We start from the raw sequence: 20,692 nt of genomic DNA, 5'->3' as shown, positions 1-20,692 counted from the left end.
CCGCGGGTCAGGCGGCGTGTGCCACCCGCCGTAGCCGGCTGCATTGGATATCCGGCTGCCGCCGGGCAACGACTACGGCCGGTCCCCGAAGACGGTGCGGTGCCAGTCCTTCTCGGCCACCGCGGTGTTGTCCAACATCACGTGTTTGATCTGGGTGTATTCCTCGAACGAGTACGCGGACATGTCCTTGCCGAAGCCGGACGCCTTGTACCCGCCATGGGGCATTTCGCTGATGATCGGAATGTGGTCGTTGACCCACACGCAGCCCGCCTTGATCTCGCGGGTGGCCCGGTTCGCCCGGTAGACGTCACGGCTCCAGGCGGATGCGGCGAGCCCGTAAGGGGTGTCGTTGGCCAGACGGATACCTTCATCATCACCGTCGAACGGCAGCACGACCAGTACCGGTCCGAAGATCTCCGACTGAACGATCTCGCTGTCCTGGGCGGCGTCCGCGATCAGGGTGGGCCGGTAGTAGGCGCCGTTCTTGAGATCTCCCTGAGGCGTCTCACCACCCGTGACCACGCGCGCGTAGGCACGCGCCCGGTCGACGAAACCGGCCACGCGGTCACGCTGGACGTGGGAGATCAGCGGACCGAGGTCGGTGCCGGAAGCGAACGGGTCGCCGAGCCGGACGGTTCCCATGAGGGCGGCCGTCTTCTCGACGAACGCCTCGTAGAGGGGCCTTTGCACGTACGCGCGCGTGGCGGCCGTGCAGTCCTGGCCGGTGTTGATGAGCGCGCCCGCGACCGCGCCGTTGACGGCGGCCTCGAGGTCGGCGTCGTCGAAGACCACGAAGGGCGCCTTGCCGCCCAGCTCCAGGTGGAGCCGTTTGACGGTGGCGGTGGCGATCTCGGCAACGCGCTTGCCGACGGCGGTCGAGCCGGTGAACGAGGTCATGACCACGTCGGGGTGCCCGACGAGGTGCTCACCGGCCTCCCTGCCGGTGCCGGTGACGATGTTGATCACACCGTCCGGGATACCGGCGTCCGTCGCGGCCTGGGCGAACAGCAGCGAGGTCAGCGGGGTGAGCTCGGCCGGCTTGAGCACGACGGTGTTGCCCGCGGCGATCGCCGGGAGGATCTTCCAGGCGGCCATCTGGAGCGGGTAGTTCCAGGGCGCGATGGAACCGACGACGCCGATCGGCTCGCGGCGGACGTACGAGGTGTGGTCGCCGGAGTACTCACCCGCCGACTGTCCCTGCAGGTGCCGGGCGGCACCGGCGAAGAAGGCGGTGTTGTCGACGGTGCCGGGCACGTCGAACTCGCGGGTCAGCTTAAGCGGCTTGCCGCACTGGAGGGACTCGGCGCGGGCGAAGTCCTCGGCGCGGTCGGCGAGCACGGCGGCGAAGCGGTGGAGGGCGTCGGAGCGCTCGCCGGGGGTGGTGGCGGCCCAGCCGGGGAAGGCCTCGCGCGCTGCGGCGACGGCCGCGTCCACGTCGTCGGGACCGGCCAGCTCGTAGGTGAGGACGTCCTCGCCGGTCGCCGGGTCGACGACCGTGTGGGTGCGGCCGGAGGTGCCTTTGGTCAAGCGCCCCGCGATGTACTGCGCGCCGTCCGCGAATCGGTCCTGGGCCGGAAATCGGTCCGGGTTCTGCATGTCGCTCTCCTCCGCCGTCGCCCCGCGTTACCGGAGGCGGATGGCGTAGCTCCAGCTCGATTTGAGTGCCGATCCTGGCAGAGTAAAGGCCGTCCAACAAGGGATTCCGTTGTTGCCTTTTGGTTACGCGACGGAATCTGTCGACCAGATGTCGAGTCGAAGGCGAAAAGGGGGGACGGATTGTCAGTGGTCCCTGCCAGACTCGCGTGTATGGAAAGGATCACGGGGAAGATCGATTCACTGGATGCCCTGGTCAGGGAGGTCCGCGCGGGGGCGAGGGTCAAATACCTGTTCTTCTGGGGGCACCGGCCGCGGCCGGACGGCAGTGTCGGCGCGAGCTGTCTGAGCCAGTGGTGGCCGTCACCGTTCGCGGTCGACGAAGTCACCTACGCGACCGCCGAGCACTGGATGATGGCGGGCAAGGCGCGGCTCTTTGAAGACGCGGAGGCTGAGCGGCGGGTGCTGGCCGCGGGACATCCCGCCGAGGCGAAGAAGGCCGGGCGGCTCGTGCGGGGCTTCGACGAGGCGATATGGGAGCGCGAGCGGTTCGGCATCGTGGTCGAGGGCAGCGTGCGGAAGTTCGCCTCCGATCCCGCCCTGCGGGAGTTCCTGCTCGCCACGGGTGAGCGGGTGCTGGTGGAGGCGAGCCCCGTGGACCGGGTGTGGGGCATCGGTCTGGCCGCGGACGACGAGGCGGCGACGGCCCCGGAGCGGTGGCGCGGGCCGAATCTGCTCGGGTTCGCGCTGATGGAGGCGCGGGCGAGACTGCGAGGCGGGGCCGCCTGACGGGGCGGCGCCGCCGCGTCAGGTCGCTATCACGAACGCGACCATCACCAGGCCGAGGACGATGCCCGCCGCACCACAGATCATCCCCGCGAGGGCCTGCCCCGGGTTCGTCGCCTCGCCACGGGCGGCCTTGCCGCGGCCGATCACACCGAAGACCAGGGCCAGGACGCCCAGGAGAATGGCGATGGGCCACAGGCAGAAGACGGCGGCCGAGACGATGCCGATCACGAGTCCGGCCGTGCCCAGCCCGTTGCTCGGCGGGGGTGTCATACCGGGCCAGCCGTAGTACATCCCGGCGCCATGGGAGTGCGGGCTGTGGGCTCCCCCGCCGTGGCCGCCGTAGGCGGGCTGGGGCGGGTAGCCGTAGCCGTAGCCACCCGGGTAGCCGTAGGGGACCTGGCCGGGGCCGTCGGGGGCGATCGGCGGCGGGGGAACCGGCTCGCCATGGGCGTAGGGCGGGCCGACGGAGGGTGCGAAGGGGGTCGGCGGGGCGAACGGGTTGCCGCCCGAGCCGGGCGCCGGTGCGGAGGGGGCCGGCGGCGCGAAGGGATTGCCGCCCGCGCCGTTCGCCGGTGCCGACGGAGCCGGCGGGGCGAACGGGGAGGCCCAGGGCTGTGGAGCCGGCGCGGCGTCGGCCGGGGGCGGGCCCTCCAGGCCGGGCAGTGAGGTGACCGTCTGCTGGTCGTGCACCGAGGGGGGTGGCGGGGTCAGTGAAGCCGTGTCGGCGATGGTCGCCCCGGGGCCCGCGGAGCCGTCGTTCACCGGCGGCGCCCAGGCGTTCGGCGCCGGCGCGGCCGCGGCGGCGGGCTGGTCCGGCTTGCTCAGCGTCACCTTGGGCGGCGTCTGCGCGTCGTCGGACATGCGCGAGGTCCCCTCTTTTGTGCGTCCGGTCATGCTACGGCCCGGGCCGTTCCGGTGCGGCCTCGGCCTACGATGATCCCCGAGTCACCGATCAGCCGATCACCCGCGCCCCGCCGCATGCCGGCCCGGGACGCCGTTCCCGGGGAGGAACCTTGACCGACCACCTCGTCGACGCGCGCGTACCGCGCGACCTGCACGCCTTCATCAGGTCACTGCCCAAGGCCGAACTGCACGTGCACCATGTCGGCTCCGCCTCCCCTCGGATCGTCTCCGAACTGGCCGCCCGCCACCCCGACTCCAAGGTGCCCACCGACCCCGAGGCCCTGGTCGACTACTTCACCTTCACGGACTTCGCCCACTTCATCGAGGTGTACCTGTCCGTCGTCGACCTGATCCGCACGCCGGAGGACGTCCGGCTGCTGACGTACGAGGTGGCCCGGGACATGGCCCGGCAGCAGGTGCGGTACGCCGAGCTGACCATCACGCCGTTCTCCTCGACCCGGCGCGGCATCGACGAGCGTGCCTTCATGGACGCGATCGAGGACGCCCGCAAGGCGGCCGAGGCCGAGTTCGGGACAGTGCTGCGCTGGTGCTTCGACATCCCCGGCGAGGCCGGTCTGGAGTCGGCCGAGGAGACCGTGCGGCTGGCAACCGACGACCGGCTGCGTCCCGAGGGGCTGGTCTCGTTCGGGCTCGGCGGACCGGAGATCGGCGTACCGCGGCCGCAGTTCAAGCCGTACTTCGACCGGGCGATCGCCGCCGGACTGCGGTCGGTGCCGCACGCGGGCGAGACGACCGGGCCGGAGACGGTGTGGGACGCGCTCACCGACCTGCGCGCCGAGCGCATCGGGCACGGCACCAGTTCCGCACAGGACCCCAAACTGCTTGCGCACCTCGCCGAGCACCGTATCGCGCTGGAGGTCTGCCCGACCTCCAACATCGCCACGCGCGCGGTCCGCACCCTCGCCGAGCACCCGATCAAGGAGTTCGTGCGGGCCGGGGTCCTGGTGACCGTCAACTCCGACGACCCGCCGATGTTCGGCACCGATCTCGACAACGAGTACGCGGTGGCCGCCCGGCTCCTCGACCTCGACGAGCGGGGCCTGGCCGACCTGGCCAAGAACGCCGTCGAGGCGTCCTTCCTCGACGAGGCCGGCAAGGCCCGAATCAAGGACGAGATCGACGCGTACACCTCGGCCTGGCTCGCCCCCTGACGGCCATGACGATGTACCCCGAGCAGAACGTGACCGCCGTGGCCCACCGCGGCGACCCCTACCGCATCCGCGAGAACACGCTCGACTCGCTGCGGTCCGCTCTCCGGCAGGGGGCGGACGCGGTCGAGATCGACGTACGGCTCACCCGGGACGGCGTGCCGGTGCTGCTGCACGACGAGACGCTGAAGCGGCTGTGGGAACTGGACCGGCCGCTGCTCGCGCTGTCCGCGGACGAGCTGCGCGGGCTGACGGAGGGCGGGGTGCCGACGCTGGCGGAGGCGCTGGCCGCGACCGGCGAAAGCCGGGTGATGCTCGACCTTCCGGGTACGCCGGACGCGCGGGCGGTGCGGCGGGTGGTGGACGTCGTGCGAGAGTGCGGGGCCGAGGACCGCGCGTACTACTGCGCGGGCGCCCCGGCCATGCTCGCCGTGCGTGCCGCCGCCCCGGGCGCCGAGATCGCGCTGACCTGGACGACGCCGGCGCCGCCGCGGCCCGCGCTGCTGGACGCGGTGCGCCCGCGGTGGCTCAACTACCGCTTCGGCCTGGTGGACCGCGACCTCGCAGCCCGCGTCCACCGCGACGGCTACCTGCTCTCCGCCTGGACCCCCGACACCCGCCGCTCCATGCGCCGCCTCCTCGGCATGGGCGTCGACTCGATCACGACGAACCGCATCGACGCCCTGTGCGCGCTGCGCGACGGCGGCCGGCCCCCGTTGTGCGTCAAGTAGCCACAGCGGGCGCGGGGTTCGGGGTGAGCGCCTCCAGCCGCTTGATCTTCCTGCGGACGACGTACAGCGGGATCACTCCGAACACCCCGAACGACATGTCGATGACGCTCCACCAGAAGGGGATCTCGCGGATCGGCCCGCAGATCAGCGCGAGCGGGATGATCCCGGCGCAGGCGATCATCCCGAACTCGACGACCCAGATGTTGCGGACGGGGTCGCGGTAGGGGCCGTAGAAGGCGACGGCGATGACGAGGTGTGCGAAGGCCAGCCAGTCGGTGCCGTAGAGCACGAAGGGGTATGCGGCGTCGGTGGCGTCGAGGCCGCGCCCGACGTGCTCGATCCAGTCCATGAGCGCGGGGAGGTACTCCGGGACGGACAGGGTCCGGAGCAGGTCCTCGGTCCAGCGCAGTTCGTGCACCAGAGGGAAGGCGGTGGCGCCGCTGAGCACCAGACAGACGACGAAGAGGGCCAGCCATGCGCGGATGCCCTTCAGAAGGGCGGCTCTGTCGCTCATGAAGGCAGCGTACGCCTGGAATTGAACACGTTCAAAACCCGGGGCCTCGTCAGCGTGCGATCCCCGACGGCCCTGCCGGCACCGCGGGGGCGGGCCGGGTTGCGGAGATGGCGAAGCCGTCAACGGGCTTGCTGCAGCGCCACGATCTTGTTCCACCGCTCGGCGAACTCCGGCCGTTCCCTGGACGTGACGTCCCGCGCGACGGCGAGGTGCCGCCGCATCCGTCGTCCGGGAAGATCGGCGGGTTCTCGGCCAGGGGAGCCGCCGTCTCCTCGCCCTCGGAGGCCGCGAGGACGTCCTGGGAGGCCGGCACCAGGCAGACGGAGTTCTTCACCCAGGCGGCCGGCTCCGCGGCCGCCCCGTCCGGCGCCGGGGGCGGACGCGACTCACTCGATCCTTGGAAGGTCGGCTACCTGCGTCATCGCCTCGACGGCGAATACGACCGGCTGCTGGACGAACTGCCGGGAGACGAGCGCGATCCGGGCCGGGCGGAGCGGCCGCCCTGCTGCGGCGCCGGATCTGCGCGGCCATCGCCGAGGTCTATCCGGCCCTTGCCCGGGAGTGTGAGAGGCAAGCGACGGCTCATGGGGCGGATGAGGGGCGACGGCCCGGCGTGGACGAGAGGCTCGTAAGTAGTAGTAGTAGTGGTCGATCAGGCGCCGGCGTTCGCCTTGTCGCGGGCCCGGTTCGGGATCATCAGCGAGTCCGGCCACGGCTCGGTGCCGGCAGTGGCACGATCGGTGTCACGTCGAGCAGGCCCGCACGGGCTCGACACCTCGTCGATCACCACCACGCGGAGAAACACCACGGCCCCGGACGGTCAACCGCCGTCCGGGGCCACGCGCCTGAGCCGATCAGTCGAGCGACGTCATCACATGCTTGATGCGGGTGTAGTCGTCGAAGCCGTACGCCGACAGGTCCTTGCCGTAGCCGGACTTCTTGAAGCCGCCGTGCGGCATCTCGGCGACCAGCGGGATATGGGTGTTGATCCACACGCAGCCGAAGTCGAGCTTCTTGGACATCCGCATCGCGCGGCCGTGGTCCTTTGTCCACACCGAGGAGGCGAGGGCGTACTCGACGCCGTTGGCCCACTCCACGGCCTGCTCCTCGTCCGAGAAGGACTGGACGGTGATGACCGGGCCGAAGACCTCCTTCTGGATGATCTCGTCGCCCTGCTTGAGGCCGGAGACGACGGTCGGCGCGTAGAAGTAGCCCTTGTCGCCGACCTGGTGGCCGCCCGCCTCGACCTTGGCGTGGGCCGGCAGGCGCTCGATGAAGCCGGAGACCTGCTTGAGCTGGTTGGGGTTGTTGAGCGGCCCGTACAGGACGTCCTCGTCGTCCGGCTGCCCGGTCTTCGTGTCGGCGGCGGCCTTGGCCAGCGCGGCGACGAACTCGTCGTGGATGGCCTCCTGGACGAGGACACGGGTGGCGGCCGTACAGTCCTGGCCGGCGTTGAAGAAGCCCGCCACCGAGATGTCCTCGACGGCCTTGGCGATGTCGGTGTCGTCGAAGACGACGACCGGCGCCTTGCCGCCCAGTTCCAGGTGGACGCGCTTGACATCCTTGGACGCGGACTCGGCGACCGACATGCCCGCGCGGACCGAGCCGGTGATGGAGGCCATCGCCGGGGTCGGGTGCTCGACCATCAGGCGGCCCGTGTCACGGTCGCCGGTGATGACGTTGAAGACGCCCTTGGGGAGGATCGAGCCGACGATCTCCGCGATCAGGACCGTGGAGGCCGGCGTGGTGTCCGAGGGCTTCAGCACCACCGTGTTGCCGGCCGCGATCGCCGGGGCGAACTTCCATACGGCCATCATCATCGGGTAGTTCCAGGGCGCGACCTGCGCGCAGACACCGACCGGCTCGCGGCGGACGATGGAGGTCAGCCCCTCCATGTACTCGCCGGCGCTCCGCCCCTCCAGCATCCGGGCCGCGCCCGCGAAGAAGCGGATCTGGTCCACCATCGGCGGGATCTCCTCGGAGCGGGTCAGCCCGATCGGCTTGCCCGTGTTCTCCACCTCGGCCGCGATGAGTTCCTCGGCGCGCTCCTCGAAGGCGTCCGCGATCTTCAGGAGAGCCTTCTGACGCTCGGCAGGGGTGGTGTCACGCCAGCCGGGGAAGGCAGCGGCGGCGGCCGCCATGGCGGCGTCCACGTCCGCCGGCCCGGACAGCGGGGCGGTCGCGTACGCCTCACCCGTCACGGGGTTGACCACCTCGGTGGTCCGTCCGTCGGCGGCGTCCCGGAACTCGCCCTCGATGTAGTTGCGCAGACGACGCAGCTCGGTGCTCACTGCCGGCCTCCTGTCAGGTTCGAACTGTCCAGTCACTGAGACACCCACCCTAATCGCCGCGCCCACGTTTTCAACACCCCTGATCGCCACACGGCTGCGAAATCCGTAGGTCTCAGACACGTAAACAACGGATTTCATCGCTGCGGCCTTGCGGAACGGTCAAGACGTCGTGCACAGTGACCCCGTGGCCAGTCGAAGCGCAGACCCCAGGGACTCCCGCGAGTCCAGGAACGGCACTCCCCAGCTGGATGCCGTCTCCCTCGCCATCATCGAGCAGCTCCAGGAGGACGGCCGCCGGCCGTACGCCGCGATCGGCAAGGCCGTCGGCCTGTCCGAGGCGGCCGTGCGTCAGCGCGTCCAGAAGCTGCTCGACCAGGGCGTGATGCAGATCGTCGCCGTCACGGACCCGCTCACCGTGGGCTTCCGCCGGCAGGCGATGGTCGGCATACACGTCGAGGGCGACGTGGAGTCCGTGGCCGACGCGCTGACCACGATGTCCGAATGCGAGTACGTGGTGATGACCGCAGGCTCCTTCGACCTGATGGTGGAGATCGTCTGCGAGGACGACGACCACCTCCTGGACGTCATCAACAAACGCATCCGGGCCATCCCCGGAGTGCGCTCCACCGAGAGCTTCGTCTACCTCAAGCTCAAGAAGCAGACCTATATGTGGGGAACCCGATAGCCGTGAGCAGCAAGGACCTCAGCAAGACCGCGTACGACCACCTGTGGATGCACTTCACCCGCATGTCCTCGTACGAGAACTCCCCCGTCCCGACCATCGTCCGGGGTGAGGGCACCTACATCTACGACGACAAGGGCAAGCGCTACCTCGACGGTCTCGCGGGTCTGTTCGTGGTCCAGGCCGGTCACGGCCGCACGGAGCTCGCCGAGACCGCCTTCAAGCAGGCGCAGGAGCTGGCGTTCTTCCCGGTGTGGTCCTACGCCCACCCGAAGGCCGTCGAGCTGGCGGAGCGTCTCGCGGACCACGCGCCGGGCGACCTGAACAAGGTCTTCTTCACGACCGGCGGCGGCGAGGCCGTCGAGACCGCCTGGAAGCTCGCCAAGCAGTACTTCAAGCTGACCGGCAAGCCCACCAAGTACAAGGTCATCTCCCGCGCGGTCGCCTACCACGGCACCCCGCAGGGCGCCCTGTCCATCACCGGCCTGCCGGGCCTGAAGGCCCCCTTCGAGCCGCTGGTGCCGGGCGCGCACAAGGTCCCGAACACCAACATCTACCGTGCCCCGATCTTCGGCGACGACCCCGAGGCCTTCGGCCGCTGGGCCGCCGACCAGATCGAGCAGCAGATCCTCTTCGAGGGACCGGACACCGTCGCCGCGGTCTTCCTGGAGCCGGTGCAGAACGCCGGCGGCTGCTTCCCGCCGCCGCCCGGCTACTTCCGGCGGGTCCGCGAGATCTGCGACAAGTACGACGTCCTGCTGGTCTCGGACGAGGTCATCTGCGCCTTCGGCCGCCTGGGCACGATGTTCGCCTGCGACAAGTTCGACTACGTCCCGGACATGATCACCTGCGCCAAGGGCATGACCTCGGGCTACTCCCCCATCGGCGCGTGCATCATCTCCGACCGCCTCGCCGAGCCGTTCTACAAGGGCGACAACACCTTCCTGCACGGCTACACCTTCGGCGGCCACCCCGTGTCGGCCGCGGTCGGCCTCGCCAACCTCGACCTGTTCGAGCGCGAGAACCTCAACCAGCACGTGCTCGACAACGAGGGCGCCTTCCGCTCGACCCTGGAGAAGCTGCACGACCTGCCGATCGTCGGCGACGTGCGCGGCAACGGCTTCTTCTACGGCATCGAGCTTGTCAAGGACAAGGCGACGAAGGAGTCGTTCGACGACGAGGAGACCGAGCGCGTCCTGTACGGCTTCCTCTCCAAGGCCCTCTTCGAGAACGGCCTGTACTGCCGTGCCGACGACCGCGGCGACCCGGTCGTCCAGCTCGCCCCGCCGCTGATCTCCGATCAGGGGACGTTCGACGAGATCGAGCAGATCCTGCGCGCGACGCTGACGGAGGCGTGGACGAAGCTGTGATCAGCTGACGCTGTGATCAGTTCCGGCCCCGGTGCCGCCCATTCGAGTGAGAAAGGGCGGCTCGGGGCCGCGTGCTGTCCGGCGTCCCCTCGCGGACTGCCTAGCGTGCCGAGTGACCGATCGGCCCTGCCTTCGTTCCCCCGCACGGGGGATTTCGCAATTCGCGCACGGCATATCTGATCCGAACCGAGGTGACGCCCATGGTGGCCCCGCCCGACAACGACGTGCTCTGGGCACGAGCCCTGCACTTCCAGCACAACGACGGCTCCCCCGCGCTCAGCGGCGTCTCGCTCGGTGTCCGGGAGGGCGAGATCCTCGCTGTCAGCGGGCCCCGGGGCAGCGGCAAGACCACCCTGCTGCAGTGCCTGTCCGGCCTGACGCCGGCGCAGCGCGGCGAGGTCTGGTTCAACAGCGTGCCCGTGCACACGATGGGCACGCTCACCCGTGAACGGCTGCGCCGCGACCGCTTCGGCTGGATCGACCCGGCCCCCGTGCTCGTCCCCGAACTCAACGTCTGGGAGAACGCGGCCCTCCCCCTGATGCTGCGCGGCACGAGCCGGCGCCGGGCCAAGACGGCCGCGCTGGAGTGGCTGGAGCGCCTCGACATCGGCAACAGCACCCGCAAACGCCCGCACCAACTGCACCAGGCCGAGCGCCAGCGCGTCTGCATCGCCCGGGCCCTCGCTCCCGCCCCCTCGATCCTGTTCGCCGACGAGCCGACAGCGCCCCTTCATCGCGCGGACCGCGCGCATGTCCTGCGCACCCTCACCACGGCGGCCCGCTCGCACGGCATCACCGTGGTGCTGGCCACCCACGACGCGGAGACCGCGGCCCTCGCCGACCGCACGGTGTCGCTGCTGGACGGCCGGTGCGTGAACACAGTGCACCTGCCCCCCGTCGCCGAGACGGAAGGCCGGGCCGCGTGCTCGCTCTCCGTCTGACCCGCGGCGCCCACCCCGCCGTACAGCTGCGCCGCCTGCTGGTGGCGGCCGCGTCGGCGGGCACGGGCTTTTTGTTCCTGTGCACCCTCGGCCACGCGCTCAGCCACCCGGACGACCCCGCCGCCTCGCTCCTCCGCCTCGCCTGGTGCCTGACCCCGCTGGCCGCCACGGTGTACCTCGCCGTCGCGGTGGCCCGCACCGATCCGGGCACCAGGCCGCGCCCCGGCCTCGCGGCGATCGGCCTGGGCCCCGCCCGCCTGATGGCGTTCTCGGCCACGACGACCGCCCTGTCCTGCACCCTCGGCTCGATGGTGGCCCTCCTCGTCTTCCTCCACCTGCGCGGCGACCTGACGGGCCTGCCCTTCGACGGCGCGGCCGCGCGGTCGCTGGCCGCGGACAGGCCCCTGCCGCTGCCAGGTGCCCTGACCCTGCTGTCCCTGGTACCGGCGATCGCGTCGGTGGCGGTGTCGGTGACACTGCGGCCGCGCGGGGCGACCGGGAGATTCGGAACCCGTCTGCGGGACAGCGCCCGTCCGGCCATGGACAGAACCGGCCGTCAGGCTGCGGGCGATCGTCCCGCAGGAGCGGCGCCCATCCCCGTCCCACAGAAGAGCGGCACTCCGTCAGCGCCGAGCGGCGCGGCCGACACCTCGGCGGCAGCCCCGGCCGGCGCCGCCCCCGCACCCGGCTTCCCTCACCCCCCAGCCCCGAGCACCGCACCGGACGGCCTCCCCTGGGGCATCGCCGTACTCGCCGCAGGCCTGGCCGTAGAGGCCTACGCGATCCAAGCCGGAACCGCCCCCGGCCTCACCCTCCCCGGCGGCACCGCCACCGCCCCCGCCGTCCTCGTCGGCTGGCTTGTCACCGCCCTCGGCCTCGCCCTGGCCGGCCCCGGCCTCACCCACCTCTGCGGCCACCTCCTCCAGGCCGCCCGCCCCGGCCCGCTGCGCCTGCTGGCCGGCCGCATCCTCATGGCGGAAGCCACCCGCATCGGCCGCCCCCTCGGAGTCGTCTGCGCGGTGGCGTCCGCGGCGTACGCCGTGACCGCGCTGTACGACGCCGCCGGCCCGACGTTCGGTCCGCTGACCACACTCGGCGCACTCCTGGTGAGCGGCTGCACCGTCGCCACCCTGCTCACCGCCGCCCTCGAAGCCAAGCAGGCCCGCGCCGACACCACCGCCGCGCTGCTGCGGCTCGGCGCTCCGGCCGCGATGCTGCGCGGTGTCGCCGCCCTCCGGGCCGGCGCGCTGCTCACCGTGTTCGCACCGCTCACCCTGGCCGTCGCCCAGCTTGCGGCGCTTCCGCTGGCCCGCTGAAGACCCCGCGTCGTTGCAGACTCCCGCGAACGATTTCCCCGGACACCGATGAGTTCCGCACCGGCCGCCGGTCTACCCCGGCGAACCGCACGAAACCGATGGGAGACCTCGCATGTACCAGCAGATGATCTTCGTGAACCTGGCCGTGAACGACGTCGACGCCGCGAAGAAGTTCTTCACGCAGCTCGGCTACACGATCAATCCGCAGTTCACCACCGACGACTGCGCCTGCGTCGTGATCAGCGACACCATCATCGCGATGCTGCTGAGCAAGCAGCGCTACGCGGACTTCACGAAGAAGGAGATCGCGGACTCCACGAGGACCAGCGAGGTCCTGCTGTGTCTGAGCGCCGAGAGCCGCGAGAAGGTCGACGAGCTGGTCGACAAGGCGATCGCGGCCGGCGGCACGGCCAGCGGCGAGACGCAGGACCACGGCTTCATGTACGGCCGCGCCTTCGACGACCCGGACGGCCACACCTGGGAGGTCATGTGGATGGACCCGGCGGCCGTCCAGAGCTGACGAAGGGCGTGCAAGCATGGGCGGGTGCACCCGATACCCGCCCAGCCGTACGACGGCTCCCACGACCGCGACATCGAGTCCCTCGCCGAGTTCGACGAGCTCGTCTCCGCGCACGGCACACTGGCCCACCACCGCGTCCAGGCAGTGGATCTGACGGACCGTACGGACGTACTCCTGTCCGTTGACTTCTCCGGTTCCGTGTTCCTCGGCTGCCGGATGGCGCCCGAGGCGGAGGCGAAGGTCCGGGGCGCCGGGGCCCTGGTCTTCCCGCCCGTGCCGGGTCTCCCCTTCGACCCGTACCGCGGTTTCGTCTACTCTCCCGACGAGTTGTTCGCTTCCCTCGACAAGGGCTACGAGGCGACATCGGACGCGCTGGCGTACGCCTGGTTCCAGCGGACCAAGGCGGACGGTGACATCTTCTCGTCCATGCTTCGCGCGGTCCACGACGACGCGATCTCGGACGCGCTCGACGAACTCCTCGTCGGCGCCCGGGTCGTGGGTGTCATGGGCGGCCACGCGATGGCGCGCGGCACGGAGGAGTACGCGGGTGCCGCCCGCCTCGGCCGTGAACTGGCCCGATCCGGCTTCACGGTGGCCACCGGCGGCGGCCCCGGCGCGATGGAGGCGGCGAACCTCGGCGCCTACGCGGCCCCGTTCGAGGACGGCATGCTGCCCCAGGCGCTGCAACTCCTCGCCAAGGCACCGTCGTTCAGTCCCTCCGTCACCGACTGGGCGAGCGCCGCCTTCGAGGTGCGCGACACCTGGCCGGGGGGTGGCGCCTCGGTCGGCATCCCCACCTGGTTCTACGGCCACGAGCCACCGAACCCGTTCGCCGCGCACATCGCCAAGTACTTCGCCAACGCCACCCGCGAGGACGGCCTGCTGGCCCGCTCCAACGCGGGTGTCGTCTTTCTGCCGGGCGCCGCCGGGACCGTACAGGAGATCTTCGACAACGCGACGCCGAACTACTACGAGTCGCGGGGCGAGCCTACGCCAATGGTTCTCGTGAACCGGGCGCACTGGACGGAGCGGCTGCCCGCCTGGCCGCTCCTGCGGGCGCTCGCCCGGGAGCGTTCGATGGAGGATCGAATCGCCCTGGTTGACCGGATCGAGGAGGCTCCGGAGGCGTTGAAACGTCTCGGCGGTTAATGAGAGGGCAAAGCCGATGTGCTTGAGAGGCATATGCATTGACAGTGCTTATGGAGCGCTTATAAACCTGTGAGACTGCTGGGGGTGGTGAAGCCTCACCTCACTGTCGCGTCATCTCCCCCTGGACCCCCCTCAGTTGCACAACCCGTGAAGGGCAAACGTGTCCATAACCCGCCGCACCGCACGTCGTTCCGTGCGCGTCCTCGGTATCGCCTCCGCGTCGGCCGCCCTCGCGCTCGGTGCCGCCGGAAACGCGCTGGCCTGCAACATCAACGAGTTCTCCGCCGAAGCCAAGTGCGACGGCAAGAAGGGCGTCATCACCGTCACCGACGTGGACCGCTCCGGTACCCCGGCGACCGTCTCCGTCTTCCTCGAGAACAACGGCGCCGATGTGAAGAAGGTGGGCGAGCAGGAGGTCAAGGGCTCACCCGAAGGCGTCACGATCACCTTCGCCGAGAACTGGAAGCCGAACGCCGTCTACCGCATCCACGTCAAGGCCGGTGACGAGGTCGACGAGGACATCAAGCCGAACCTGACCACCCCGTCCGTCGCCTGCAAGAAGGAGGACACCGGGAAGCCGTCGGACACGCCGTCGCCCTCGGAGTCCGCCTCTGCCCCGGCCGACGAGGAGTCCGGGACCCCGACCCCATCGGCCTCGGAGAGCGGCAGCACCGCGCCCGCGGACATCTCGTCGAGCAACGCGCCCTCGGCCGCGGCCGGTGACTCGAACCTCGCCGAGACCGGTGCCGGCTCCAACACCGGGATCATCGCCGGCATCGCGATCGCCCTCGTCGCCGTCGGCGGCGGCGCCGTCTTCTTCGGCCTGCGCCGTCGTGGGACGAACAACTCCCGCTGATCCGCCCGAACGCGTCCGCGGCCCGTCCCCTCACCGGGACGGGCCGTTCGCGTGTCAGCCGAACGTGGCCCGCTCCAGCCGGAACTCCGGCAGCTCCCGCTCCCCGAGCACCTCCGGCTCCGGGCTGTCGTAGCGGTCGTACGAGAGCGGCGCCCTGTCCCGCACCCTACGCGCCGGCCGCCTGCCCGAGCACCACGATGTCCGCCGCCTCGAACTCGACCCCGACCGTGTCCCCGACCTCCGGTGCCTCCCGCAGCGCGCAGGCCGCTTCGAGCCGCGGCCCGTCCTCGGGCTGCAGACGTACGGCGACGTGGGTGCCCTTGAACGTGCGTGCGGCGACCGTGCAGCGCAGGCCCTCGCCGGCCGGCACGAGCCGAACTCCGGCAGGCCGGACGAGCAGTGTGCGCGTGCCGTCCGGCGCGCCCGACGGGACCGGCAGCTTGCCCCACGGCGTGACCGCGGCCTCCCCGCCGACGGTCCCCTCGACCACGTTGTCGAAGCCGAGGAAGCGGGCCACGAACTCGTCCGCCGGCCGCTGCCAGACCTCCAGGGGCGTGCCGGACTGGGCGATCCGCCCGTCCCGCATCACCACGACCCTGTCGGCGAGGGCGAACGCCTCGCCCTGGTCGTGCGTGACGGCGAGCACGGTCGTCCCCAACCGTCCGAAGAGCTCCCGCAGTTCGACCACCAGCCGCTCACGCAACGAGCGGTCGAGCTGTCCGAGCGGCTCGTCCAGCATCAGCAGCCGCGGCCGGGGGGCGAGCGCGCGGGCCAGCGCCACCCGCTGCTGCTCACCACCGGACAGCTCGGCGACGGCCCGGCGCGCCGCACCCGGCAGTCCGACCAGGTCCAGCAACTCGCGTACCCGGGCGTCCTGCTGCTCCTTCGACGCTCCGCGCATACGCAGCCCGAAGGCGACGTTGCCGCCCACGTCCCGCTGCGGGAACAGCTGATGGTCCTGGAACATGAGCCCGACCCCGCGCCGGTGCGCGGGCACCCGCGCCTGGTCGCGCCCGTCGAGCAGCACCCGCCCGCCGTCCAGCGGTTGCAGCCCGGCCACCGCCCGCAACAGCGTCGACTTGCCGCTGCCGCTGGGTCCGAGCACGCACACGACCTCGTGCTCGGCGACGTCCAGACGGACCGTGTCGAGCACGGCCCGCCCGGCGAACCGCACGGTCGCGTCTTCCAGACTCAGCAGCATCAGAACTCCCCGGTCCGGTCGGTACGGAGCCGCTCGAGGACCAGCAGCGCCACGGCGCACACCACCATGAGAATCGTCGAAAGGGCCATCGCCTGGCCGTAGTTGAGCTCACCCGCCCGCCCTAGCAGCCGCGCCACCGCGACCGGCAGCGTCGGGTTGTCGGGCCGCGCGATGAACACCGTCGCCCCGAACTCCCCGAGCGACACCGCGAAGGCGAACCCGGCCGCGATCAGCAGCGCCCGCCGCACCATCGGCAGATCGACCTCACGCCACACCCGCCACGGCGACGCCCCGAGCACGGCGGCCGCCTCCCGCAGGCGCGCATCCACGGCCCGCAGCACCGGCAGCATGGTCCGTACGACGAAGGGCACGCCGACCAGCGCCTGCGCCAGCGGCACCAGGATCCAGGAGCTGCGCAGGTCCAGCGGCGGCTCGTCGAGCGCGATCAGGAAGCCGAACCCGACGGTCACCGCGGACACCCCGAGCGGCAGCATCAGCAGCGCGTCGAAGCCCCGCACCAGCCGACCCGCGTCCCGCCGGGTCAGGGCGACGGCGGCGAGACCCCCGATCACCACGGCGATGACGGTGGCGACGACTGCGTACTCCAGCGAGTTCCCGATCGCCTCGATCGGCGCGACAAGGAAGAGACCGCCGTCGTCGCTGGTCAGGGCCCTGTAGTAGCCAAAGTCCGGCGCGTCGAAGGAACGCTGCACAAGCACGGCCGGCGGCAGCACGAGCAGCACCACGATCGAGGCGAGGACACCGGCGAGCAGCGCCCACTGAGCGGCCCCCCGCGGCCGCCGCGCGGTCACGGACGCGTCGACGAGGCGCAGGGCGGTCTCCCGCCGCCGTACGGTCCAGGCGTGCAGGGCGAGGACCGCGCCCACCGCCGCGAACTGGATCAGCGTCAGCACGGCGGCCGTGGACAGGTCGAAGATCTCCGAGGTCTGCCGGTAGATCTCGACCTCCAGCGTCGAGAAGGTCGGCCCGCCCAGGATCTGCACCACACCGAACGACGTGAAGGTGAACAGGAACACCATGAGCGCGGCGGCGGCCACGGCGGGCCCGAGCGCGGCCAGCGTGACCTTCCGCCAGGCCGCGAACCGCGAGGCGCCGAGCATCCGCGCGGCCTCCTCCTGACGGGGGTCGAGCTGCGACCAGAGCCCGCCGACCGTCCGTACGACGACCGCGTAGTTGAAGAAGACGTGTGCGAGCAGGATCGCCCACACCGTGGTGTCAAGGCGCACGCCCCACAGCTCGTCGAGCAGCCCGCCACGCCCCACGAGTGCCAGGAACGCCGTGCCGACGACGACCGTCGGCAGCACGAAGGGGACGGTCACCACGGCCCGCAGGAGCTGCTTGCCGGGGAAGTCGAGGCGGGCGAAGACATAGGCGCCGGGCAGCGCGATCAGAAGGGTGAGCGCCGTGGAGGCGAGCGCCTGCCAGGTGGTGAACCACAGGACGTGCCGGATGCCGGACTGGCCGAGCACGTCCGTGATCCGGCCGAGCTGCCAGACCCCGTCGGCCCTGAGACCGCGCGCGACGATCGCGGCGACGGGGTAGGCGAAGAACACCGCGAAGAACGCGACGGGCACGGCGATGAGCCCGAGCCGCGCCGCCGCGCTCCGCTTGGCGCCTGCGCCCTTCCTGGGGGCTACTTCAGTACGAGCGAGGTCCACGACTTGACCCACTGGTCACGGTTGTCGGCGATCTTCGCCGGGTCCATGGTCTCGGGATCCTCGGCCTGCGGCCCGTACTTCGTGAACTCCGCCGGCACCTGGGCGCCCTCGCGCACCGGGTAGACGAACATGTTGAGCGGCATGTCCTCCTGGAACTCCTTGGTGATCAGGAAGTCGAGGAGCGCCTTGCCGCCCTTGGCGTTCTTGGCGTTGCTCAGCAGCCCCGCGTACTCGACCTGGCGGAAGCAGGTACCGGTCGCGACGCCGGTGGGCGCGGTGGTCGGCTTGGGGTCGGCGTAGATCACCTCGGCGGGCGGCGAGGAGGCGTACGAGACGACGAGCGGCCGGTCGGCCTTGGCCTTCTTGCCGCCCGCGGAGCCGGAGAACTCCTCGTTGTAGGCCTGCTCCCAGCCGTCGACGACCTTCACGCCGTTGGCCTTCAGCTTCGTCCAGTAGTCCTGCCAGCCGTCGTCGCCGTACCGGGCCGCGGTCCCGAGCAGGAAGCCGAGGCCGGGCGAGGAGGTGGAGGCGTTCTCGGTGACGAGAAGGTTCTTGTACTCGGGCTTGACCAGGTCGTCGAGGGAGGCCGGCGGGGTCAGCTTGTGCTCGCTGAAGTACGCCTTGTCGTAGTTGACGCAGATGTCGCCGGTGTCGATCGGCGTGACCCGGTGCTTGTCCCCGTCGGCGCGGTACTCCGCCTTGACCAGGCCGGAGCCCTTCGGCTCGTACGACTGGAACAGCCCGTTGTCGAGCGCGCGCGAGAGCAGGGTGTTGTCGACGCCGAAGAAGACGTCGCCCTGCGGGTTGTCCTTGGTGAGGATGGCCTTGTTGACGGCCTGCCCGGCGTCGCCGTCCTTCAGGACCCTGACCTCGTAGCCGGACTGCTTCTCGAAGTCCGCGAGCACACTCTTGGACACGGCCCACGAGTCGTGGCTGACGAGCGTCACGCTCTTGGAGTCGGAGCCGCCGCTGCCCGAGTCGGACGACGACCCGCACGCGGACAGCGCGGGCAGCGTGACCAGGCCCAGGCCGACGGCCACGGCCGCGAACTTCTTGGTGGTGCTCACTGAATTCCTCCTGGCTGACCAGGAAGAGACGCGGCCCTGCCCGGGACCTCTGACAGTTCCCGGGCAGGGCGCAACAGCTTGAGTGGTGACCGAACTTCCTACCCAGAATGACCTGGGCAAGGTTCAGAGGGTCTGCGGTCTTTCCCGCACTCTCAGCGCTGTGGCGCTCCCCTGTCGGATGATGAAGATGTCGAGACTATGAAGTTGTCCCTACGCCGGTCAGACTACCTCTCGGTCGCGGCGAGCTGACCACACGCCCCGTCGATCTCCTGACCGCGGGTGTCCCTGATGGTCACCGGCACGCCGTGGGCGGCGATCGCCGCCACGAAAGCCTTCTCGTCCTCGGGCCGGGAAGCGGTCCATTTGGAGCCCGGCGTCGGGTTGAGCGGGATCAGGTTGACGTGCACCGGCTTGCCCTTGAGCAGCCGGCCGAGCCGGTCACCGCGCCAGGCCTGGTCGTTGATGTCCCTGATCAGCGCGTACTCGATGGACAGCCGGCGCCCCGACTTGGCGGCGTACTCCCATCCGGCGTCCAGCACCTCGCGCACCTTCCACCGCGTGTTCACCGGGACGAGGGTGTCGCGCAGCTCGTCGTCCGGAGCGTGCAGCGAGATGGCGAGCCGGCACTTGAAGCCCTCGTCGGAGAAGCGGTGGATGGCCGGGACGAGGCCGACCGTCGACACCGTGATGCCGCGCTGGGACAGCCCGAGGCCGTCGGGCTCGGGGTCGGTGAGCCGGCGGATCGCGCCGACCACCCGGTTGTAGTTGGCGAGGGGCTCGCCCATGCCCATGAAGACGATGTTGGACAGCCGCGCGGAACCACCGGGAATCTCCCCGTCCCTGAGCGCCCGCATTCCGTCCACGATCTGGTGCACGATCTCGGCGGTGGACAGGTTCCGGTCCAGCCCCGCCTGCCCGGTCGCGCAGAACGGGCAGTTCATCCCGCACCCGGCCTGGGAGCTGATGCACATCGTCACCCGGTCCGGATAGCGCATGAGCACCGACTCGACGAGCGTCCCGTCGAACAGCCGCCACAGCGTCTTGCGGGTGGTCTCCTGGTCGGTCGACAGATGCCGGACGACGGTCATCAGCTCCGGAAGCAGCGCCTCCCGCAGCTTGCCCCGGGAGCCGGCCGGGATGTCGGTCCACTGCTCCGGGTCGTGCGCGTACCGCGCGAAGTAGTGCTGCGAGAGCTGCTTGGCACGAAACGCCTTCTCGCCGACCGCGGCGACGGCGTCCTTGCGCTCGGCAGGCGTGAGATCGGCAAGATGCCGCGGCGGCTTCTTGGCTCCGCGGGGGGCGACGAAAGTGAGTTCTCCGGGTGCAGGCATAACCCGTCCAGTGTGGCAGATCGACTCGGGTAGCCCAGGCCAGAGCGGGGTGGGGGTGGTCACCCGCGGGCCGGAACGGCGCTGGGTTTCGCCGCGTATTTCGGTGACTTCTGGGCTTTTCTGCTGGTGCTGGGGCTGGGCGCCCTCGGCCTCGTGGCCGGGCGGTTCATGGAAGGTGATCTCGAACCGGGCGACTTCGTCCGCCGCCGAGACCGGCAGGAGCGGATCCGCGATGACCGGCGACGGGCACGGGGAGACTGGCGGCAGTGACCGGTGAAGCAGATCGGCGCCGAGCACAGCGAGGAGAGGGTGACATGAGCGCGAACACCTGGCGGCAGCCGAGCGGCGACAACGACCTCCCCGGCCTGTCCCCCGAAGGCTGTCCTGCGGCGTGGGAGTTCAGCGAAGCCGCGACCGGACGAGGACCAGAACGATGACCACATACTCACGTCCGGCTCCGCAGCGAAGGCGTTCGGCGCTCCCCCGCCGTGGGGGGGGGGGGGGGGGGGGGGGGGGGGGGGGGGGGGGGGGGGGGGGGGGGGGGGGAGGGGGGGGGGGGCACCCCAGCTGGCTTTTTCTCTTTCCTTCCC

General features: G+C 70.7%; 21 protein-coding genes and 1 pseudogene. 12 read left to right on the top strand and 10 right to left on the bottom strand.

Annotated features, from left to right (window positions below; translation table 11 throughout):
• Nucleotides 1–72: 72 nt before the first annotated feature.
• The gene (locus tag ACZ562_RS30395; protein ID WP_471185556.1) at nucleotides 73–1,596 is read right to left on the bottom strand and encodes a gamma-aminobutyraldehyde dehydrogenase; all 1,524 of its coding nucleotides are present in this window, start codon (nucleotides 1,594–1,596) and stop codon (nucleotides 73–75) included.
• 210 nt (nucleotides 1,597–1,806) lie between these two features.
• On the opposite strand from ACZ562_RS30395, the gene ACZ562_RS30390 reads away from it, so the two are divergent.
• The gene (locus tag ACZ562_RS30390) at nucleotides 1,807–2,382 is read left to right on the top strand and encodes an NADAR family protein (protein ID WP_471185554.1); all 576 of its coding nucleotides are present in this window, start codon (nucleotides 1,807–1,809) and stop codon (nucleotides 2,380–2,382) included.
• An 18-nt stretch (nucleotides 2,383–2,400) separates the two neighbouring features.
• Here the strand turns inward: ACZ562_RS30390 and ACZ562_RS30385 are convergent, their stop codons facing one another.
• The gene (locus tag ACZ562_RS30385; protein WP_471185551.1) at nucleotides 2,401–3,243 is read right to left on the bottom strand and encodes a DUF4190 domain-containing protein; all 843 of its coding nucleotides are present in this window, start codon (nucleotides 3,241–3,243) and stop codon (nucleotides 2,401–2,403) included.
• A 98-nt stretch (nucleotides 3,244–3,341) separates the two neighbouring features.
• Here ACZ562_RS30385 and ACZ562_RS30380 point away from each other — a divergent pair, with 98 nt between their 5' ends.
• Together ACZ562_RS30380 and ACZ562_RS30375 are read left to right on the top strand one after the other, a co-directional pair.
• On the top strand, nucleotides 3,342–4,457 hold the full coding sequence (locus ACZ562_RS30380) for an adenosine deaminase (protein WP_471185681.1): 1,116 nt from the start codon (nucleotides 3,342–3,344) through the stop codon (nucleotides 4,455–4,457).
• Between the two features lie 5 nt (nucleotides 4,458–4,462).
• On the top strand, nucleotides 4,463–5,185 hold the full coding sequence (locus tag ACZ562_RS30375; RefSeq protein WP_471185549.1) for a glycerophosphodiester phosphodiesterase: 723 nt from the start codon (nucleotides 4,463–4,465) through the stop codon (nucleotides 5,183–5,185).
• On the opposite strand, the gene ACZ562_RS30370 is transcribed toward ACZ562_RS30375, so the two are convergent.
• The 4 genes and pseudogenes from ACZ562_RS30370 to ACZ562_RS30355 form a co-directional block, all read right to left on the bottom strand.
• A complete protein-coding gene (locus tag ACZ562_RS30370) occupies nucleotides 5,178–5,699 on the bottom strand; it encodes a hypothetical protein (RefSeq protein WP_471185547.1) in 522 nt (173 codons plus the stop codon). The genes ACZ562_RS30375 and ACZ562_RS30370 overlap by 8 nt on opposite strands.
• Nucleotides 5,700–5,818: 119 nt before the next feature.
• A pseudogene (locus ACZ562_RS30365) lies at nucleotides 5,819–6,054 on the bottom strand (spermidine/putrescine ABC transporter substrate-binding protein); the annotation flags it as partial.
• Between the two features lie 297 nt (nucleotides 6,055–6,351).
• Nucleotides 6,352–6,492 (bottom strand): hypothetical protein, encoded by a 141-nt coding sequence (locus tag ACZ562_RS30360; protein WP_471185545.1) that lies wholly within the window; start codon nucleotides 6,490–6,492, stop codon nucleotides 6,352–6,354.
• A 61-nt stretch (nucleotides 6,493–6,553) separates the two neighbouring features.
• A complete protein-coding gene (locus tag ACZ562_RS30355) occupies nucleotides 6,554–7,990 on the bottom strand; it encodes a gamma-aminobutyraldehyde dehydrogenase (RefSeq protein ID WP_471185543.1) in 1,437 nt (478 codons plus the stop codon).
• 169 nt (nucleotides 7,991–8,159) lie between these two features.
• On the opposite strand from ACZ562_RS30355, the gene ACZ562_RS30350 reads away from it, so the two are divergent.
• From ACZ562_RS30350 to ACZ562_RS30320, 7 genes are all read left to right on the top strand, one after another.
• Entirely contained in the window at nucleotides 8,160–8,675 is a 516-nt protein-coding gene (locus tag ACZ562_RS30350; protein WP_471185540.1) for an Lrp/AsnC family transcriptional regulator, read from the top strand.
• A 2-nt stretch (nucleotides 8,676–8,677) separates the two neighbouring features.
• Nucleotides 8,678–10,042 (top strand): aspartate aminotransferase family protein, encoded by a 1,365-nt coding sequence (locus tag ACZ562_RS30345; protein WP_471185538.1) that lies wholly within the window; start codon nucleotides 8,678–8,680, stop codon nucleotides 10,040–10,042.
• Between the two features lie 200 nt (nucleotides 10,043–10,242).
• On the top strand, nucleotides 10,243–10,983 hold the full coding sequence (locus tag ACZ562_RS30340) for an ABC transporter ATP-binding protein (RefSeq protein ID WP_471185536.1): 741 nt from the start codon (nucleotides 10,243–10,245) through the stop codon (nucleotides 10,981–10,983).
• A complete protein-coding gene (locus ACZ562_RS30335; protein ID WP_471185533.1) occupies nucleotides 10,965–12,299 on the top strand; it encodes a hypothetical protein in 1,335 nt (444 codons plus the stop codon). The genes ACZ562_RS30340 and ACZ562_RS30335 overlap by 19 nt, the downstream gene beginning before the upstream one ends.
• A gap of 112 nt (nucleotides 12,300–12,411) precedes the next feature.
• Nucleotides 12,412–12,819 carry a VOC family protein gene (locus tag ACZ562_RS30330; protein ID WP_471185531.1) on the top strand — a complete coding sequence of 136 codons (408 nt, stop codon included), beginning with the start codon at nucleotides 12,412–12,414 and terminating at the stop codon, nucleotides 12,817–12,819.
• Between the two features lie 24 nt (nucleotides 12,820–12,843).
• A complete protein-coding gene (locus ACZ562_RS30325) occupies nucleotides 12,844–13,968 on the top strand; it encodes an LOG family protein (protein WP_471185529.1) in 1,125 nt (374 codons plus the stop codon).
• A 160-nt stretch (nucleotides 13,969–14,128) separates the two neighbouring features.
• Nucleotides 14,129–14,824, top strand: a complete 696-nt coding sequence (locus ACZ562_RS30320; RefSeq protein WP_471185526.1) for an LAETG motif-containing sortase-dependent surface protein — start codon at nucleotides 14,129–14,131, stop codon at nucleotides 14,822–14,824.
• A gap of 166 nt (nucleotides 14,825–14,990) precedes the next feature.
• Here the strand turns inward: ACZ562_RS30320 and ACZ562_RS30315 are convergent, their stop codons facing one another.
• The 4 genes from ACZ562_RS30315 to rlmN all read right to left on the bottom strand — a co-directional run bounded on the left by ACZ562_RS30315 (nucleotide 14,991) and on the right by rlmN (nucleotide 20,102).
• A complete protein-coding gene (locus ACZ562_RS30315; RefSeq protein WP_471185524.1) occupies nucleotides 14,991–16,025 on the bottom strand; it encodes an ABC transporter ATP-binding protein in 1,035 nt (344 codons plus the stop codon).
• On the bottom strand, nucleotides 16,025–17,704 hold the full coding sequence (locus tag ACZ562_RS30310) for an ABC transporter permease (RefSeq protein WP_471185522.1): 1,680 nt from the start codon (nucleotides 17,702–17,704) through the stop codon (nucleotides 16,025–16,027). The genes ACZ562_RS30315 and ACZ562_RS30310 overlap by 1 nt, the downstream gene beginning before the upstream one ends.
• Nucleotides 17,680–18,771: a thiamine ABC transporter substrate-binding protein gene (locus ACZ562_RS30305; protein ID WP_471185520.1), complete on the bottom strand. Its 1,092-nt coding sequence runs from the start codon at nucleotides 18,769–18,771 to the stop codon at nucleotides 17,680–17,682. The genes ACZ562_RS30310 and ACZ562_RS30305 overlap by 25 nt, the downstream gene beginning before the upstream one ends.
• A 224-nt stretch (nucleotides 18,772–18,995) precedes the next feature.
• Nucleotides 18,996–20,102 (bottom strand): dual-specificity RNA methyltransferase RlmN, encoded by a 1,107-nt coding sequence (gene rlmN, locus ACZ562_RS30300; protein WP_471185519.1) that lies wholly within the window; start codon nucleotides 20,100–20,102, stop codon nucleotides 18,996–18,998.
• Nucleotides 20,103–20,183: 81 nt separating this feature from the next.
• Here rlmN and ACZ562_RS30295 point away from each other — a divergent pair, with 81 nt between their 5' ends.
• Together ACZ562_RS30295 and ACZ562_RS30290 are read left to right on the top strand one after the other, a co-directional pair.
• Nucleotides 20,184–20,372, top strand: a complete 189-nt coding sequence (locus tag ACZ562_RS30295) for a hypothetical protein (RefSeq protein WP_471185679.1) — start codon at nucleotides 20,184–20,186, stop codon at nucleotides 20,370–20,372.
• A 44-nt stretch (nucleotides 20,373–20,416) separates the two neighbouring features.
• Nucleotides 20,417–20,539, top strand: a complete 123-nt coding sequence (locus ACZ562_RS30290; protein ID WP_471185517.1) for a hypothetical protein — start codon at nucleotides 20,417–20,419, stop codon at nucleotides 20,537–20,539.
• The last annotated feature ends 153 nt before the right edge of the window (nucleotides 20,540–20,692 follow it).

The organism is Streptomyces sp. NPDC040410 (assembly GCF_055595715.1).
Note: the sequence above shows the minus strand (reverse complement) of the source record. Positions and strands in the feature narration are given on the sequence as shown.

Bases quoted from the DNA above. Each gene is read 5' to 3' on its own strand.
- ACZ562_RS30330 (WP_471185531.1), top strand. From the start codon at position 12,412: ATGTACCAGCAGATGATCTTCGTGAACCTGGCCGTGAACGACGTCGAC.
- ACZ562_RS30340 (WP_471185536.1), top strand. From the start codon at position 10,243: ATGGTGGCCCCGCCCGACAACGACGTGCTCTGGGCACGAGCCCTGCAC.
- ACZ562_RS30395 (WP_471185556.1), bottom strand. From the start codon at position 1,596: ATGCAGAACCCGGACCGATTTCCGGCCCAGGACCGATTCGCGGACGGC.
- ACZ562_RS30375 (WP_471185549.1), top strand. From the start codon at position 4,463: ATGACGATGTACCCCGAGCAGAACGTGACCGCCGTGGCCCACCGCGGC.
- ACZ562_RS30390 (WP_471185554.1), top strand. From the start codon at position 1,807: ATGGAAAGGATCACGGGGAAGATCGATTCACTGGATGCCCTGGTCAGG.
- ACZ562_RS30315 (WP_471185524.1), bottom strand. From the start codon at position 16,025: ATGCTGCTGAGTCTGGAAGACGCGACCGTGCGGTTCGCCGGGCGGGCC.
- ACZ562_RS30290 (WP_471185517.1), top strand. From the start codon at position 20,417: ATGAGCGCGAACACCTGGCGGCAGCCGAGCGGCGACAACGACCTCCCC.
- ACZ562_RS30385 (WP_471185551.1), bottom strand. From the start codon at position 3,243: ATGTCCGACGACGCGCAGACGCCGCCCAAGGTGACGCTGAGCAAGCCG.
- rlmN (WP_471185519.1), bottom strand. From the start codon at position 20,102: ATGCCTGCACCCGGAGAACTCACTTTCGTCGCCCCCCGCGGAGCCAAG.
- ACZ562_RS30370 (WP_471185547.1), bottom strand. From the start codon at position 5,699: ATGAGCGACAGAGCCGCCCTTCTGAAGGGCATCCGCGCATGGCTGGCC.